We start from the raw sequence: 17,241 nt of genomic DNA, 5'->3' as shown, positions 1-17,241 counted from the left end.
CTCTCAGCCCTTGGCGGCGGCGCTTTCGACACCCTTGACGATGTCGTCGGCGGTGCCCTTGCCGGCCATCATGTTGACCACGCCCTCGTTGAGCGCGTTGCCGATGTTCTGGCCGAACACGGTGTCAAGCCACATGGAGACGGAGGATGCCTCGTTGTAGACGGACAGCACCTGCTTCAGGGCGTCGTTGGTCACGGCATCCTGGGCTTCCTTGTTGGCCGGGATGGTGGAGAAGGCGGTGGCGTACTTCTCCTGCCACTCCTTCTCGGAGACGAAGTTGAGGAAGTCCACGGCCTCTTCCGGAGCCCAGGCGCCCACGGCCATGCCGTCGGAGCCACCCATGATGGCGGTCGGATCGCCCTTGCCGGTGTCCATGGTCGGGAAGGCGAAGTAGCCGAGGTCGGCCATCTCCTGCTTGTCCGGGGTGAGGTCCTTGATCACGCCGGGCTCCCAGCCGCCCATCAGCTCCATGGCGGCCATGTGGTTGGCGAGCAGGCCGGCGGAGGAGCTTGCGCCCTGCTGTGCCGGGGTGGTCAGGAAGCCGTCGTTGAAGGCGTCGAGGTCGAGCAGGCTCTGCACGTCGTCACCGGTGCGGGTCCAGCAGGAATCGCTGAAGTCCTTGTCCGCCTGGGCCTTCTCGAAGGTGTCGGAGGAGCACTCGCGCAGGGCGAACCAGTACCACCAGTGGGCGGCCGGCCATGCGTCCTTGCCGCCGACGGCGATCGGGGTGATGCCGGCGTCCTTGAGCTTCTGCACCACGGTCTTGAACTCGTCCCAGGTCTTCGGGGTCTCGGTGATGCCGGCCTTCTCGAACAGGTCCTTGGAGTACCAGATGCCGCCAGGGAGCACGGACTGCTGGATGCTGTAGATCTTGCCGTCGATGGTGCCGGTGGCCTCTGCGGTCTTCAGCTGGGTCTTGACGGTATCGGAGACCTTGTCGGTCAGGTCCATGGCCTGTCCGGCCTCGACCACGTCGCGCAGCTTCTGGCCGCCACGGGCCATGAAGATGTCGGGGGCGGAATCCGGATCCTGAAGGGCGGTCTGCAGCTTGCCGTCCATGTCCTCGTTCTGGATGGCCTCGATCTTGATCTCGACGTTGGGGTTTTCCTTCTCGAAGGCCTTGGCCGCGGCCTCCCAGTATGCCTTGCCGTCACCGGTGGTGGAGTTGTGCCACATGGTGATCTCGACCTTGCCGTCGGCATTGGTGCTGCTGCTGTTCCCGCAGGCGGCCATGCTCACGCAGGTGGCCATGGCCAGAACGGCGGCAGCTACGGACTTGAACTTCATTGTCGTCTCCTTTTTCATCTCGACCGACGTCACCGTCAGTCAGCGATTTACGAAAGTTTCGAAAGCCGGTCGCCGCAAAGCACACTTCTCTTTGCTTGCAGCAGACACTCAACACCGCTCGACAACCGCGTCAAATCAAGTATTGAAGAGCTTTTTCAACCCTATCGAAAACTCGCTTTGTATTTTCGATGCCTTTATCATAAGACCTTATTAGTTCAACGGTCAAACTTGATTTACGAAAGTGTTGTGTTTCCATAATCCCTTAATTTCCAACGTTTTTAGCCGTTTATACACCGAAATTATCCCGAATTGACCTATCGAAAGTTTCGAATATAATAAGAATATACTTTTCGGCAAGGTGGACAATGATGGCATCAACTGAATCGCATCAGACCAATGGCGGCACGAAGGTCAGGCTTTCGGACATCGCCAGGCAGACCGGCTACTCGCTGGCCACGGTCTCCAAGGCGCTCAACGGCAAAGGCGACATCTCGGAGACGGCCCGGCAGGCCATCGACAAGGCGCTGAAGGACAGCGGGTACGTGCGTCGGGTCTCCCCCGAGCGCAAGCAACGCACCATTGAAGTAGTATTCAAGGATTTCGAAACCATCTGGGCTCTGGAAGTGCTCAGAGGCATCATCAGGGAAACCAAACAATACGGTATCAACGTCATGGTGGCGGAAAGTGGAAATCGACAGCACCCCGATTCCTCCTGGGTGGGAGGAATTATCGAACGGCAGCCCATCGGCGCGATTCTAGTGTTCTCGAATCTCACGGACAAGGAACGCAGCACTTTTCAATCCCACAACATCCCCTTCGTGGTCTTCGACCCTTCGGGCAACCCGGCGCTGGACGACCTCTCCGTTCAGGCGGACAACTGGATGGGCGGCGTGATCGCCACCCGTCATCTGCTGGAGCTCGGCCACAAGCGCATCGGCATCATCACCGGACCGGACGAGATGCTGTGTTCGCGCGCCCGGTTGGACGGCTATTCGGCGGCGTTGGCCGAGCGTGGCATCCCCACCTCCCCCGAGCTCATCGCCGAGGGCGACTTCACCACTCCAGGCGGCTACGAGGGGGCCATGGCGTTGCTGGAGGACGAACAGAACAGGCCCACGGCCATCTTCGCCGGCAGCGACCTGCAGGCCATGGGCGTGTACGAGGCGGCGCGCCAGTTGAAGATCCGCATCCCCGAGGACCTGTCCGTCATCGGCTTCGACGACATCCAGACCGCCGCCTACATGGGACCGGCCCTCACCACGGTGCGTCAGCCCCTGCAGGACATGGCCTCCACGGCGGCGCGCATGATCATCGACACCACCGAGGGCCGGCAGATTCAGAAGCGCGTGATTCTCTCCACATCCCTCGTGGTGCGCGACAGCACGCAGCGCCTGGCCCACGCCAAGGCCTGATCCCCCTTCTTTGCGTGGATTGCGCTAGCCGAATCGCAATCCACGCGCTCCGCTCACACACGCACTCGCCCACAAACCGGAAAGCCCGTCCGAACATCTGCGTTCGGGCGGGCTTTCCAGTGGAAGGAAGGAGAGAAAGGAGAATTGAGGAAATGGAAAATCAACCATGGCGTCGCGCACGGCATGGCTTCGACGCCCGGCCGTCTGCGACTCGCGCACGGCGGCGGCACACCGCTTCCGTAGCGCATTATCGGTTTTATATTCAGTTATCGCATCTTCAGTTATCGATATTCAATTATTCGTATTCAGTTATGCAAGACACGGCGAATCGTGCCGGATGCGCGCTTTCGCAAGCCATGCGGCCCACGGCACCGCGCATCCGGTGACGAAGCAATCCGTATCAGTCAGTCATTCGAGACCGGACCCGAGTTTCACTCAACCTCGGACAGGGCGTCGATGATGTAGTTGTTGATGGTGGCCTTGACGGACTCCAGGTGATCGGACTTGGTGGCGGCGATCAGCTCGGACTGCGGCTTGTCGAGGCTGTAGGCTTCGAGGTCGGCCAGGGTGACGTTGCCGTCCTCGATGTCCTTGCCGATGCCGGAGTCGTAGGAGCTGTAGCGCTCGGCCATGAGATCCTGGATGAAGCCGTCCTGGTTCATCTTGTCGGCGACCAGCAGGCCGGCGGCGTAGGAATCCATGCCGGCGACGTGGGAGCGGAACAGATCCTCGGCGTAGAAGGAAGTACGGCGCGGCTTGGCGTCGAAGTTCAGACCACCGTGAGGACCGATGGAGCCGGCCTGCAGGACCTCCCACATCACGGCGACGGTCTCGTAGAGGTCGGTCGGGAACTCATCCATATCCCAGCCGATGAGCTTGTCGCCCTGGTTGGCGTCCAGAGAGCCCAGGAAGCCGTTCTCGCGGGCCACGCGGATCTCGTGCTGGTAGGTGTGGCCGGCCAGGTTGGCGTGGTTGCCCTCGAGGTTCAGCTTGAAGACGTCGGTCAGGTCGTGGCTGCGCAGGAACTCGATGGCGGTGGCGGCATCGAAGTCGTACTGGTGCAGCGTCGGCTCCTTCGGCTTCGGCTCAATCAGGAACTGGGCGTCGAAGCCGATTTCCTTGGCGTAGTCGGCGCACAGGTGGAAGAACTGAGCGATGTGATCGGTCTCACGCTTCATCTCGGTGTTCCACAGGTTCTCGTAGCCTTCACGGCCGCCCCAGAACACGTAGTTCTCGGCGCCCAGGCGCTTGCCGATCTCGAGGCTCTTCTTGAGCTGGCCGCCGGCGTAGGCGTAGATATCGGCGAACGGGGAGGTGGCGGCACCGGACACGAAGCGCGGGTTGGTGAACAGGGAGGAGGTGTTCCACAGCAGCTTGACGCCGGTGGCCTTCATGTTCTCCTCGATCTTGTCGACGACCTTGTCCAGGTTGGCGTCGGTCTCGCGCAGGGTGTCACCCTCGGGGGCGATGTCGCGATCGTGGAAGCAGAAGTACTCGACGCCGAGCTTCTGGAACAGCTCGAAGGCGTAGTCCACCTTGGCCAGGGCCTGATCCATCGGATCGGTGTACTTGTAGTACGGACGGTGGGCGGTGCCGGTGCCGAACGGATCAACCAGCTCCTGGTTGAAGGTGTGCCACCAAGCGACGCCGAAGCGCAGCCAGTCCTTCATCTTCTTGCCGGCAACGACCTTGTCGGCATCGTAGTAGTGGAAGGCCAGGCCCTCCTTCGGTCCCTTAGAACGACCGACGTACTCGACCTTGTCAACATCCCACAGACCCATTTGGGCGCTCCTTTGCAGTAGTGGTTCAACGGATTACGGGATTAATAGTAAACCCGTTAAACTATGTTTGTCAAATGATTGAATTAATACGGCGACGCACAGCGTGTTGCCAATGATTGCAACGGTTTTCGGCAGCTACACATAGCCACTGAGAATAGACGCATATGAAAAAGTGGACCGCATGCAGCCCGGATGCCGCAGCCCCGATTAGCGGCCGTTTCTTGCCAGGAGGCTGCACGGTCTAGCAAATTCCGGGCGGAAATCCGCCGAATCGCGGCCGCTTTTCGATAGACCGCACGGGCTCCTAGCAGAAAACGGCCGCCAGTCCGACCCGGCAAGGGCCATATGGCCCGCCGCATCCCCACGGCAGGCCATATGCGGAGCGCCCCCGATTCCCGAGCCCGCCAGCCATCCGCGTACCTCATGGCGACGAATGGCCAACGGGGTTATCCGGCCGCCCGATTCCCCTCATATCAGTCAGACAACCGGCCGGATCTCTCAACAACGTTGGCCGGCGGATGTTCCTTCCGCCGTGAGGCACACGTTACGCCCCGCATGTAAACGTTCGCAATCCCCCGCCCCGGTTTGGTGGATAAGTGGAAAACCGCACGATTCCGCCACTCCCGAATGTGCATAACCGGTCGGCCATGCTGTGGATAACCCACCATCCGGCCCGGTTATCCACCGGTTGAGCCGATGGTTGTCCACCGCCGGCACGGCCGCGCGGCCGATGCCGGCGTGTCGCTCCCCTACTTCAGGCGTTCGTAATGCCGCCGCACCAGGTCGAAGGTGTACACGGCGAGCGCCAGCCAGATCACGGAGAAGGAGATGAACCGATGCGCCGGCACCTGTTCCCCGAGCACCGCAATGCCCAGAATCAGCTGGATGGTGGGTGTGATGTACTGCGTGAAGCTCAACGTCAGGAACGCCGCATGTTTGACGCCGTACGAAGTGAGCACCAGCGGGATCACCGTGAGCACGCCGCAACCGGCAAGCATCGCCCACACCCACCACGGCTCCCCCGCCGGCACGCCGAACCGCGGCTGCACGGCGAGCGCCACGAACGCGATCGGCGTGAGCACGCCGGTCTCGAACGTCAGTGATTGGAACGGGTCGAGCGGCACGAATCGTTTGATGAGGCAGTATCCCGAATAGCTGAAGGTCATGAGCAGCGCGAGACCGGGGAACGAGCCGGTGTCCAGCACATACAAGGCACCGCCGATGACCGCGATGCCCATGGAGACCAGCCCGAGCCGCGTGGTGCGTTCGCGCAACAACACGAGCGCCAGCAGCATGTTGATGAGTGGCATGAGGAAGTTGGCGGCGCTGGCCTCGGAGGTGCGGCCTATCGAGACCAGATAGATATAGACCACCCAGTCGATGGTCACGAGCACCGCGGCCGTGACGGCCATCGCGAAGACCTTCGGCGTGCGCCACATCGCGCATACGGCCGCGACGAGCCCATGCCAGCGGCCGGTCGCCAGCATGAACACCACCATCACCACCGCCGCGGTGACGATGCGGTAGAGCATCACGTTCATCGACGGCACGCTGGCCAACGCCGCCCAGTACAGCGGGAACATGCCGTATACGAACGCCTGCGCGAGCGTGGCGGCCACGCCTTTGGGCGTCTGGACGATCTGCGGGCCGGAGGCGCGCCCGCCATCGACGGATTCTGTGCCGGTATGTTCGGTGACGTCAGGTGCGGATGATGCTGGATTCACCGGACGATTCTAACGCAACCGGCCCGTGCGGCCCGGCTTGGCTTGTCCGGCTCAGATGATGATGCCGCTGCAGTGGTCGACTTCGTGCTGGATGATCTCGGCGGTGAAGCCGGTGAACGTGGCATGGCGAGCCCGGAAGCGACGGTCCTCGAAATCCACCTCGATACGGCGGTAGCGCAGCGTGCGTCGTTCGCCGTCCAGGGACAGGCATCCTTCCTGGGTGTCGTACGCGCCATCCGTGGCGGTGATCACCGGGTTGTACATGACGGTGATGTGTCCGCCCAAGTCCTCGTCCACGAAAGCGATGATGCGCTTGTTCACGCCGATCATGTTGGCGGCCATGCCCACGCAGCGCGAGCGGTTGGCCTCCAAGGTGTCCACGAGATCCTGCGCCACGGCTTCGTCACCGGGGCCGGCCTGCTCGGACGGCATGCGCAGGAAGGAACGGGAGGTCATGATCGGACGCTGCATGGTGGCGGACTCCTTGCCGTTGGGTTGGCGCGGCGATGAGCCGCTGTGTCAGGTTAGATAACGAAAAAGGCTTCCGAATCATCGGAAGCCTTGGTGGCGACCCCGGCCGGACTTGAACCGGTGACCTCCGCCGTGACAGGGCGGCGCTCTAACCAACTGAGCTACGGGGCCGTGTGTTTCTCACTCTCGCGAGGCACGAGTGGATACATTACCGGAACATCATCCAGATGCGCAACTTCGGCGTGTCGCGGCGTGTCGTCATCTCTGGTTTCGGCACGCCCCCACTGAATCGGCATCAATGCAACCGTTTGCTTCCCAATTGGTAATTAAAGCCAATTGATGTGAACGCTCTCATTCATGCGCAAGTCACGCAATCGATGCGTCAATTGCCGCAAATCATGCGGGAAATACCACGCTACGTCTTCCGCAACCGTTATGATTCCAGTGTTTACAGCGTACCAAGACAATCAAAGGAGAGGCCATGACCACGCTTGCCATCGACATCGGAGGAACCAAGATCGCCGCCGCCGTGTGCGATGAAAACGATACCATTATTCAGCGTTGGCGCGTCCCCACGCCGATGGATGCCGATGCGATCAACCAGAACATCGCCAGCGTCTATCGCGAAGCCAACGCCGCCGGCCATGACATCCAGGCCATCGGCGTCTCCGCCGCAGGCAACGTCGGCGCCGACCGCAAGACCATGACCTTCGCCGCGAACATCCCCGCATGGCTCAACTACGACCTGTCCGAGCACATCGGCGAGCTCATCGACCACGCCGTGCCGGTCATCATCGAGAACGACGCGAACTGCGCCGGCTGGGGCGAGTACGTGCACGGTGCCGGCCAGGGCAGCAAGAACATGGTGGCCCTGACCGTGGGAACCGGTCTCGGCGGCGCCATCGTGATCAACGGCGAGCTGTACCGCGGCTCCTTCGGCATGGCCGCCGAGCTCGGCCACCTGCCGATGGTTCCGGACGGCGACCACTGCGGCTGCGGCCTGCGTGGCTGCGCCGAGCGTTACACCTCCGGCACCTCGCTGGAGAACTTCGCCAAGTCGGCCGTGCGTCGTCGTCCGCAGGACGCCAAGCGTCTGCTGGAGCTGTGCGGTGGCGACATCAACAAGCTCGAAGGCCCGATGGTCTCCCAGGCCGCCCAGGAAGGCGACGTGCTCGGCCTGTACGCCTTCAACAAGATCGGCGAATGGCTCGGCCGCACCATGGCCGCCACCGCCGCCGTGCTTGACCCGGACATCTTCGTGATCGGCGGCGGCGTGGTGGCCGTCGGCGACATCCTGCTGGAGCCGGCCCGCTACAACTACGCCCGCTTCCTGGAAGGCAGCGCCTACCGCGGCCATGCCAAGATCGTCGCCGCCACCGCCGGCCAGGACGCCGGTCTGATCGGCGCCGCCAACCTGGCCCTGCGCTGAGTTTCGGCGGGTTTCCGCGGATAACACAAGAAGCGTGCTCTTCCTTGATTTGGGGAGAGCACGCTTCTTTGCTTTTCGGCTCCCCTCTCTGAGGGGAGCTGTCGAACGAAGTGAGACTGAGGGGAGTTGTAGCGTTGAGGCTATCTCCCGTGCAACTCCCCTCAGTCAGCTTCGCTGACAGCTCCCCTCGAAGAGGGGAGCCAGTGTACCGTGTCCGTTCCAGACTTCCTGTCTCCCCTGCCCCACAACGCAAGCGGCCCGGAACCTCCTCGTATCAGAGGAAGGTTCCGGGCCGCTTGTCGTTTCAGGACTTGCTACCTATCACCGGCCGGGTTCCTCAGGTCTAAAACACGAGGAACCCGCCGGCGGACCGGCTCACTGCTGGTCGCCGAGACCGAGGTCGTCGTCACCCTGGTCGGAGTAGAAGTCGTCCGGGTTGAAGTCATCGCCGAGCTTCAGGTCGCCGAACTCCAGGTTGGAGAAGTTCAGGTCGGACAGGTCGGCGTCGGAGAAGGACGCATCGCTCAGGTCACCCTCGCCACCCAGACCGAAGTTCGGGTAGATGGTGTCGCGGATGGCCTTGTCGGGCTCCACCACGGCGTTGCGGTAACGGGCGAGACCCGTACCGGCCGGGATGAGCTTACCGATGATGACGTTCTCCTTGAGACCCTTGAGGTCGTCGACCTTCTCGGAGAGGGCGGCTTCGGTAAGCACGCGCGTGGTCTCCTGGAAGGACGCGGCGGACAGCCAGGAATCGGTGGCCAGGGAGGCCTTGGTGATGCCCATGAGCGCCGGACGGCCCACGGCGGGCTTGCCGCCGTTCTTGACCGTGTTGCGGTTGATCTCGCGGAAGCGGGCGTTGTCCACCAGCTCGCCCGGCAGCAGGTCGGTGTCGCCGGAGTCGATGATGGTCACGCGACGGGTCATCTGGTGCACGATGACCTCGATGTGCTTGTCGTGGATATCCACGCCCTGGGAGCGGTATACGGTGTGCACCTCTTCCACGATGTTCACCTGGGCGGCGCGCTTGCCGAGGATGGTGAGGATCTTCTTCGGATCCACGGAACCCTCGACCAGCTGGGTGCCGACCTTGATGTGGTCGCCGTCGGCGACCTTCAGCGGCACGCGCTTGGACACCTGGTAGGTGATCGGCTTGATGATGCCCTCTTCCTTCGGAGCGCCGGAATCGGCGTCCGGGGTCAGGATGATCTGGCGGCCGCGATCGTTCTCCATCACCTTGATGGTGCCGGCGAACTCGGTGATCGGCGCCTCACCCTTCGGGGTACGGGCCTCGAAAAGCTCGGTCACACGGGGAAGACCCTGGGTGATATCGGAAGCCGCGGCCACACCACCGGAGTGGAAGGAACGCAGCGTCAGCTGGGTACCAGGCTCGCCGATGGACTGGGCGGCCACGATACCGACGGTCTCGCCGACGTCCACCAGCTTGTTGGTGGCCAGGGACCAGCCGTAGCACTTGGCGCACACGCCGCGCTTGGACTCGCAGGTCAGCACGGAACGGCACTTGACTTCCTCCACGCCGTGGGCCACGAGGTCGTTGAGCACGTCCATGGACAGGGCGTCGTCGCGCTTGTAGAGCACGGTCTGGCCGTCAGCCGGGTCGATGACGTCGGCGGCGAGCAGACGGGAGTACGGACCACCGTCGGCGGCCTTGACGAGCACGAGGTTGCCCTCGGCGTCGCGGTCGGCCACGCGGATCATCAGGCCCTGCTTGGTGCCGCAGTCCTCCTCGCGCACGATCACGTCCTGGGAGACGTCCACCAGACGACGGGTCAGGTAGCCGGACTCTGCGGTACGCAGTGCGGTATCGGCCAGACCCTTACGGGCGCCGTGCTGGGAGATGAAGTACTCCAGCACGGACAGGCCGTCGCGGTAGTTGGACTTCACAGGACGGGGGATGATCTCGCCCTTCGGGTTGGCCACGAGGCCTCGCATACCTGCGATCTGGTTGATCTGCATCATGTTTCCTCGTGCACCGGACTGCACGATGATGGCCAGGTTGGAGGTCGGGTCGAACTTGTCCTCGACTTCCTTGGACACCTCGGCGGTGCACTCGGTCCACAGGTCGATGAGCTCCTGGCGGCGGGCTTCCTCGGTCAGCAGACCCATCTCGTAGTTGGCGTTGACCTTGTCGGCCTTGGCCTCGTACTCGGCGATCTTGGCGTCGCGCTCCGGAGGCTCGTTCACGTCGGAGAAGGCGAAGGACACGCCGGACCACGGGGCTCGGGTGAAGCCGAGGTCCTTCAGGGCGTCCAGCGTTGCGGCCACCTGCTGGGTGGAGTAACGCATGGCGATGTCGTCCACGATCTTGGACAGACGGCCCTTGGCCACCTGGTCGTTGACGAACGGGTAGTCGGTGGGCAGCGTCTCGTTGAACAGGATGCGGCCGTAGGAGGTGGCGAACAGCACGGAGCCGTCGTGGAAGCGCTCTTCCTTGGCGACCTCGGTCTCGCCCTCGCGCGGGTCGAGCACCTTGACCTCGCCCGGCTCCCAGTTCTTCGGCAGCACGAAGTTCTCCGGCAGGCGGATGAGCACCTTGGCCTGCATGTCGATCTCGTGCAGGTCGAGGGCCATCTCGGCCTCCTCCAGGGAGGAGAACACGCGGCCCTGGCCCTTGGCGCCCTCGATGACGGTGGACAGGTAGTACAGACCGAGGATCATATCCTGGGACGGCATGGTCACGGTGTGGCCGTCGGCCGGCTTCAGGATGTTGTCGGAGGCCATCATCAGGGAGCGGGCCTCGGCCTGGGCCTCGGCGGACAGCGGCAGGTGGACTGCCATCTGGTCGCCATCGAAGTCGGCGTTGAAGGCGGCGCAGGCCAGCGGCGGCAGGTGGATGGCCTTGCCTTCCACCAGGATCGGCTCGAAGGCCTGGATGCCCAGACGGTGCAGCGTAGGTGCACGGTTGAGCAGCACCGGATGCTCGGAGATGACCTCCTCGAGCACGCCATACACTTCGGTGTCGCCACGGTCCACCATGCGCTTGGCGGACTTCATGTTCTGCGCGTAGTTCATGTCCACGAGGCGCTTGATGACGAACGGCTTGAACAGCTCGAGGGCCATCGGCTTCGGCAGACCGCACTGGTGCATGCGCAGGGACGGGCCGACCACGATCACGGAACGGCCGGAGTAGTCGACTCGCTTACCGAGCAGGTTCTGACGGAAACGGCCCTGCTTACCCTTGAGCATGTCGGACAGGGACTTGAGCGGACGGTTGGACGCGCCGGTGACCGGGCGGCCGCGACGGCCGTTGTCGAACAGGGAGTCCACGGCCTCCTGGAGCATGCGCTTCTCGTTGTTGAGCATGATCTCAGGGGCGCCGAGCTCGATCAGTCGCTTCAGACGGTTGTTGCGGTTGATCACGCGGCGGTACAGGTCGTTGAGATCGGAGGTGGCGAAACGGCCGCCGTCGAGCTGGACCATCGGGCGCAGATCCGGCGGGATGACCGGGATCACGTCGAGCACCATGGCCTCCGGCTTGTTGCCGGTGGTCAGGAAGGCGTTGACGACCTTCAGGCGCTTGAGGGCCTTGGTCTTGCGCTGCTCGGAAGCGTCCTTGATCTCCTCGCGCAGTTCCTTGGAGATGGCCTCCAGGTCGAGGGACTGCAGGCGCTTCTTGATGGCCTCGGCGCCCATGCAGCCGTCGAAGTAGTCACCGTAGCGGTCCTGCATCTCGCGCCACAGATCCACGTCGTCCACCATGTCGCCGGGCTTGAGCTTCTTGAACTTGTCGAAGACGGCGTCCACGCGGGCGATCTGGTCGTTGTAGCGGGTGCGGATGGCGGTCATGTCGCGCTCGGCGCCGTTGCGCAGCTTGGCGCGGGCCGGTCCCTTGGCCTCACCGGCCTCCTCGAGGGCGGCGAGATCCTCCTCCACCTTCTTGGCACGGGCCTCGATGTCGGCGTCGCGGCGCTGCTCGAGACGCTTGATCTCGGAGTCGAACTCGTCCTGCAGGCCGGGCATGTCGTTGTGACGGGTCTCGTCGTCCACCTCGGTGACCATGTAGGACGCGAAGTAGATCACGCGCTCCAGGTCCTTCGGGGTCACGTTGAGCAGGTAGCCGAGGCGGGACGGCACACCCTTGAAGAACCAGATGTGGGTGACGGGGGCGGCCAGCTCGATGTGGCCCATGCGCTCACGGCGCACGCGGGACTTGGTGACCTCCACGCCGCATCGCTCGCAGACGATGCCCTTGAAGCGCACGCGCTTGTACTTGCCGCAGGCGCACTCCCAGTCGCGGGTCGGGCCGAAGATCTGCTCGCCGAACAGACCGTCCTTCTCGGGCTTCAGGGTGCGGTAGTTGATGGTTTCGGGCTTCTTGACCTCGCCGTGGCTCCAGCCGCGGATGTCCTCGGTGGTGGCCAGGCCGATGCGAAGCTTGTCAAATGCGTTGACGTCCAGCACTTGTTAATCCGTTTCTTTCAGAAAAAGTTTTGTTCGCGCCTTATCGTGACGATGTCGGCGTCTTGGCGTGTTCACGCTGTGGGAGCCGTCCGGGCCGGGCCCACCCGCCCGATGATGGGGCAGGCGGCGGGCCCGGCCGAGGACGGCCCGAGGGATCACTGGTACTCGGGCTCTTCGGCCTTCTGGTCTTCCTTGGCGGCCGCGTCCGGGCGGGCGCCGATGTTGAAGCCGAGGTCGTCGGTGGAGTTCGCCGGATCGTCGTCCTCGTCCTTCATGTCGATGGCCACGCCCTCGGCGTTGAGCACCTCGACGTTCAGGGACAGGGACTGCATTTCCTTGAGGAGCACCTTGAAGGACTCGGGGATGCCGGCCGGCGGCAGGTTATCGCCCTTGACGATGGCGCCGTAGACGCGCACGCGGCCGTCGACGTCATCGGACTTGGTGGTCATCATCTCGTGCAGCGTGTAGGCGGCACCGTAGGCCTCGAGGGCCCACACCTCCATCTCGCCGAAGCGCTGGCCACCGAACTGGGCCTTACCGCCGAGCGGCTGCTGGGTGATCATGGAGTACGGGCCGGTGGAACGGGCGTGGATCTTGTCGTCCACCAGGTGGTGCAGCTTCAGCATGTACATGTAGCCCACGGAGATCGGCTTGCCGTACGGTTCGCCGGTGCGGCCGTCGAACAGGGTGGCCTTGCCGTCCGGACCCACGAGGCGGTCGCCGTCGCGGTTCGGCAGCGTGGTGGACAGCAGGCCCTTGAGGACCTCGGGCTTGACGCCGTCGAACACCGGGGTGGCCACCGGGGTGCCCGGCTCGGCCTTCTCGGCGCCGGAGGGGATGAGCTTCTTCCACTCGGCCTCCAGGTTCGGGTCGAGGGAGATGTCCCAACCGGAGTGGGCGATCCAGCCCAAGTGGAGTTCCAGCACCTGGCCCAGGTTCATTCGGGAAGGCACGCCCAGCGGGTTCAGCATGATGTCCACCGGGGTACCGTCCGCCAGGAACGGCATGTCCTCTTCCGGCAGGATGCGGGAGATGCAGCCCTTGTTGCCGTGGCGGCCGGAGAGCTTGTCGCCCACCGTGATCTTGCGGTGCTGGGCGATGTAGACGCGGATCATCTGGTTCACGCCGTTGGGCAGCTCGTCGCCGTCCTCCTCGGCATCCTCGCGGGTGATCTCCTTGACGCCGATGACCGTACCGGTCTCGCCGTGGGGCACGCGCAGGGAGGTGTCGCGCACCTCGCGGGACTTCTCGCCGAAGATGGCGCGCAGCAGGCGCTCCTCCGGGGTCAGCTCGGTCTCGCCCTTCGGGGTGACCTTGCCGACCAGGATGTCGCCGGCCTCGACCTCGGCGCCGATGCGGATGATGCCGCGCTCGTCGAGGTTGGCCACGGCGTCCTCACCGACGTTCGGCAGGTCGCGGGTGATCTCCTCGGCGCCCAGCTTGGTCTCGCGGGCGTCGATCTCGTACTCCTCGATGTGGATGGAGGACAGGGTGTCGTCCTGCACGAGGCGCTGGGAGATGATCACGGCGTCCTCGTAGTTGTAGCCGTTCCACGGCATGAAGGCGATGAGCAGGTTCTTGCCCAGGGCCAGGTCGCCGTTCTGGATGGCGGGGCCGTCGGCCAGGACCGAACCGGCCTCCACACGCTCGCCGTCGTGGACGATCGGGCGCTGGTTGTAGCAGGTGGTCTGGTTGGAACGCTGGAACTTGGCCAGCTTGTAGGAGCTGGTGGTGCCGTCGTCGTTCATCACGCGGATCAGGTCGGCGGAGACGTAGGTCACCACGCCGTCCTTGTCGGCCTTGATGACGTCGCCGGAGTCGTTGGCGGCGCGCCATTCGGAACCGGTGCCCACCAGCGGGCGCTCGGACTCGATCAGCGGCACGGCCTGGCGCTGCATGTTAGTACCCATCAGCGCTCGGTGGCCCTCGTCGTGCTCCAGGAACGGAATCAGGGAGGCGCCGAGGGAGACCATCTGGCGCGGGGAGACGTCCATGTAGTCCACGGAGCTCACGGGCACATCGACTGCCTCTTCCTCGCCCACTCGGGCAAGGGCGGACTTCTGCACGAAGTTGCCGTTCTCGTCGAGCTCCTGGTTGGCCTGGGCGATCACGTGGTCGAGATCGCGGTCGGCGGTCATGTACTCGACCTCGTCGGTCACATGGCCGTTGACGACCTTGCGGTACGGGGTCTCGATGAAGCCGAACGGGTTCACGCGGCCGAAGGTCGCCAGGGAGCCGATCAGACCGATGTTCGGGCCTTCAGGAGACTCGATCGGGCACATACGGCCGAAGTGGGACGGGTGCACGTCGCGCACCTCCATGGAGGCGCGGTCGCGGGACAGACCACCGGGGCCCAGGGCGGAGAGACGACGCTTGTTCGTCACGCCGGAGAGCGGGTTGTTCTGGTCCATGAACTGGGAGAGCTGGGAGGTGCCGAAGAACTCCTTGATGGTGGCGTTCACCGGGCGGATGTTGATCAGGGACTGCGGGGTGATGGCCTCGGCGTCCTGCGTGGTCATGCGCTCGCGCACCACGCGCTCCATACGGGACAGGCCGGTGCGCAGCTGGTTCTGGATCAGCTCGCCCACCTGGCGGATACGACGGTTGCCGAAGTGGTCGATATCGTCCACATCCACGCGCAGGTCCACGTCCTCGCCGTTGCGCTTGCCCGGGAAGGTGGCGGCGCCGTCATGCAGGGCCACCAGGTACTTGATGGTGGCGATGATGTCCTCGCGGTGCAGGGAACGGTCGTTGAAGTCGGCGGACAGGCCGAGCTTGCGGTTGATCTTGTAACGGCCCACGCGCGCCAGGTCGTAGCGCTTGGTGTTGAAGTAGAAGGAGTCGAGCAGGTTCTTGCCGGACTCGGGGGTGGGGGTGTCGGCCGGACGGATCTTGCGGTACAGGTCGACCAGGGCCTCGTCCTGGGTCTCCAGGGTCTCGCGGTCGAGGGCGTCGAGCACCAGCGGGTAGTCCTTGAAGGCCTCGCGGATCTCGGGCTTGGTCATGCCGATGGCCATGAGGAAGACGATGGCGGACTGCTTGCGCTTGCGGTCCACGCGCACCTGCGGCTGGTCCTTCTTGTCGATCTCGAACTCGAGCCAGGCGCCGCGGGACGGGATGATCTTCGCGCCGAAGACCTCCTTGTCGGAGGTGCGGTCCTGCTGGCGGTCGAAGTAGACGCCCGGGGAACGCACGAGCTGGGAGACGATGACTCGCTCGGTGCCGCCGATGATGAAGGTGCCGTGCGGGGTCTGCAGCGGGAAGTCGCCCATGAACACGGTCTGGGACTTGATCTCGCCGGTGTCGCCGTTCTCGAACTCGGCGTTCACGTACAGCGGGGCGGAGTAGGTGTAGTCCTTCTCCTTGCACTCCTGCACGGTGTGACGGGGCTCCTCGAAGTACGGATCCGAGAAGGTCAGGGACATGGTCTGCGCGAAGTTCTCGATCGGGGAGATCTCGTTGAAGACCTCGTCAAGACCGGAGACGTGGGGAACGGTGTTGGTGCCGTTCTTCTCATCCTGCTCCACGCGCGCCTTCCAGCGCTCGTTGCCGATCAGCCAGTCGAAGCTGTCGGTCTGCACGCCCAGCAGGTAGGGCACATCGATGGGTTCCTTGATGGAACCGAAGTTCACGCGGTCCGACGCCTTGTGCAGATCGATGTCATGCTGGTCGGCGCGTGCGATGATGGTGGTGGTGTTCGTCGTAGCTGTGTTAGCCAATGGACGTTCCTTATCGCTCGCTTATTGAGTAATTTCCCCTGGGAGCGCCGGCATGGCCACCATATGCCTATGCGGACGCTTCATTGTCGATGGCATGCCCGCAATATGACATACCCTATGCAAAATCTCAATATTAGCGCTATGGAGCGACAAATCAAGGGGCCGGAACCTTCCCGGCGCAGGGGCCGGAAACCGAAGCGCCCCATGTCTTTCACATCCCCTACTGGACGGTGAACACGACCTTCTCGCTCTTGACCTTCGGATCGTCCTTGAGGCTCAGCTGCGCCACGTACGTGCCGGCGTTGACCGTGGGCCAGTCGGACTCGTCCGTGCATTCGGTGAGCGTGGCGTTCGCGTTGCCATTCCACTTCATCTGTTGGGAGTCCTTGTCGCCCTTGGCCATGAGCAGCAGGCGGGAGTCGGCGGGACAGACGTCGGACTTGTAGATGGTCTCGTTGCCGGAGGTGATGGTCAGGATGCGGCTCGAATCGGAGCCGTCCACCAGGCAGCTGCCCGTGCCTTCATGCACGAGCGTGGCGGTGAATTCCATGGTGCCGCCCACCGGCATGGACTGGGACTTCGAGGACAGCTGCAACGAGAGGTTCTTGGTGGAGCAGTCCTTGACGCTGCTGGTTTTCTTCGGCGTGGGCACGCTTTCGCGGGAGATCGCGTACACCTCGTCATGGTGGATCGCGGTGTTGATGGCGCTTATGCCGCGGCCGAGGCTGTAGCCGCAGAAACCGATCAGCGCCAGCACCAGCAGCAGCACCACACCCACCACGATGCGGCGGCGACGGTAGATCGCCTGCTGCTTCCTGCTGATCTTGCGCCGGCGCTTTTTGGGTGCGGGTGCGCCGGAACGTCCGGGCATGGCTGACCTGCCGGAGCCGCCCCTGACGGATTTGCCGGCCCTTCCGGCTCCGGCCTTGCTCCCCCGCGCGTTCCTCATGCCCGAATTGTTCCTCTGCACTGCCATAACGGTTCCAGTCTACGGCC

9 protein-coding genes and 1 tRNA gene are annotated in these 17,241 nt (G+C 63.6%); 2 read left to right on the top strand and 8 right to left on the bottom strand.

Annotated features, from left to right (window positions below):
* Window positions 1-3: 3 nt before the first annotated feature.
* Window positions 4-1,287, bottom strand: a complete 1,284-nt coding sequence (locus tag JS536_RS02375) for an extracellular solute-binding protein (RefSeq protein WP_214355615.1) — start codon at window positions 1,285-1,287, stop codon at window positions 4-6.
* 365 nt (window positions 1,288-1,652) lie between these two features.
* Between JS536_RS02375 and JS536_RS02370 the strand changes: the two genes are divergently transcribed.
* Window positions 1,653-2,699, top strand: coding sequence for a LacI family DNA-binding transcriptional regulator (locus JS536_RS02370; RefSeq protein ID WP_214355614.1), 1,047 nt, complete (start codon window positions 1,653-1,655; stop codon window positions 2,697-2,699).
* Window positions 2,700-3,130: 431 nt separating this feature from the next.
* On the opposite strand, the gene xylA is transcribed toward JS536_RS02370, so the two are convergent.
* The 4 genes from xylA to JS536_RS02350 form a co-directional block, all read right to left on the bottom strand.
* A complete protein-coding gene (xylA, locus tag JS536_RS02365; protein WP_214303761.1) occupies window positions 3,131-4,480 on the bottom strand; it encodes a xylose isomerase in 1,350 nt (449 codons plus the stop codon).
* A gap of 749 nt (window positions 4,481-5,229) precedes the next feature.
* Complete coding sequence (locus JS536_RS02360; RefSeq protein WP_214355613.1) at window positions 5,230-6,204, bottom strand: EamA family transporter; 975 nt, start codon at window positions 6,202-6,204, stop codon at window positions 5,230-5,232.
* 51 nt (window positions 6,205-6,255) lie between these two features.
* Complete coding sequence (locus tag JS536_RS02355) at window positions 6,256-6,675, bottom strand: peptide deformylase (protein ID WP_214355612.1); 420 nt, start codon at window positions 6,673-6,675, stop codon at window positions 6,256-6,258.
* Window positions 6,676-6,769: 94 nt separating this feature from the next.
* Window positions 6,770-6,846: transfer RNA gene (locus JS536_RS02350), tRNA-Asp, on the bottom strand.
* A 310-nt stretch (window positions 6,847-7,156) separates the two neighbouring features.
* Between JS536_RS02350 and JS536_RS02345 the strand changes: the two genes are divergently transcribed.
* Entirely contained in the window at window positions 7,157-8,104 is a 948-nt protein-coding gene (locus tag JS536_RS02345; RefSeq protein ID WP_214355611.1) for an ROK family glucokinase, read from the top strand.
* Between the two features lie 375 nt (window positions 8,105-8,479).
* Here JS536_RS02345 and JS536_RS02340 read toward each other — a convergent pair whose 3' ends face one another.
* The 3 genes from JS536_RS02340 to JS536_RS02330 form a co-directional block, all read right to left on the bottom strand.
* Window positions 8,480-12,526 (bottom strand): DNA-directed RNA polymerase subunit beta', encoded by a 4,047-nt coding sequence (locus JS536_RS02340; RefSeq protein WP_214355610.1) that lies wholly within the window; start codon window positions 12,524-12,526, stop codon window positions 8,480-8,482.
* Between the two features lie 155 nt (window positions 12,527-12,681).
* Complete coding sequence (gene rpoB / locus JS536_RS02335; RefSeq protein WP_214303756.1) at window positions 12,682-16,245, bottom strand: DNA-directed RNA polymerase subunit beta; 3,564 nt, start codon at window positions 16,243-16,245, stop codon at window positions 12,682-12,684.
* A 220-nt stretch (window positions 16,246-16,465) separates the two neighbouring features.
* Window positions 16,466-17,221, bottom strand: a complete 756-nt coding sequence (locus JS536_RS02330; protein ID WP_214355609.1) for a hypothetical protein — start codon at window positions 17,219-17,221, stop codon at window positions 16,466-16,468.
* Window positions 17,222-17,241 lie beyond the last annotated feature (20 nt).

Origin of the sequence: Bifidobacterium sp. SO4 (assembly GCF_018555355.1) — a bacterium.
GTDB classification, from domain to species: domain Bacteria; phylum Actinomycetota; class Actinomycetes; order Actinomycetales; family Bifidobacteriaceae; genus Bifidobacterium; species Bifidobacterium miconisargentati.
Note: the sequence above shows the minus strand (reverse complement) of the source record. Positions and strands in the feature narration are given on the sequence as shown.

Bases quoted from the DNA above. Each gene is read 5' to 3' on its own strand.
- JS536_RS02355 (WP_214355612.1), bottom strand. From the start codon at position 6,675: ATGCAGCGTCCGATCATGACCTCCCGTTCCTTCCTGCGCATGCCGTCC.
- JS536_RS02330 (WP_214355609.1), bottom strand. From the start codon at position 17,221: ATGGCAGTGCAGAGGAACAATTCGGGCATGAGGAACGCGCGGGGGAGC.
- JS536_RS02345 (WP_214355611.1), top strand. From the start codon at position 7,157: ATGACCACGCTTGCCATCGACATCGGAGGAACCAAGATCGCCGCCGCC.
- JS536_RS02375 (WP_214355615.1), bottom strand. From the start codon at position 1,287: ATGAAGTTCAAGTCCGTAGCTGCCGCCGTTCTGGCCATGGCCACCTGC.
- JS536_RS02370 (WP_214355614.1), top strand. From the start codon at position 1,653: ATGATGGCATCAACTGAATCGCATCAGACCAATGGCGGCACGAAGGTC.
- xylA (WP_214303761.1), bottom strand. From the start codon at position 4,480: ATGGGTCTGTGGGATGTTGACAAGGTCGAGTACGTCGGTCGTTCTAAG.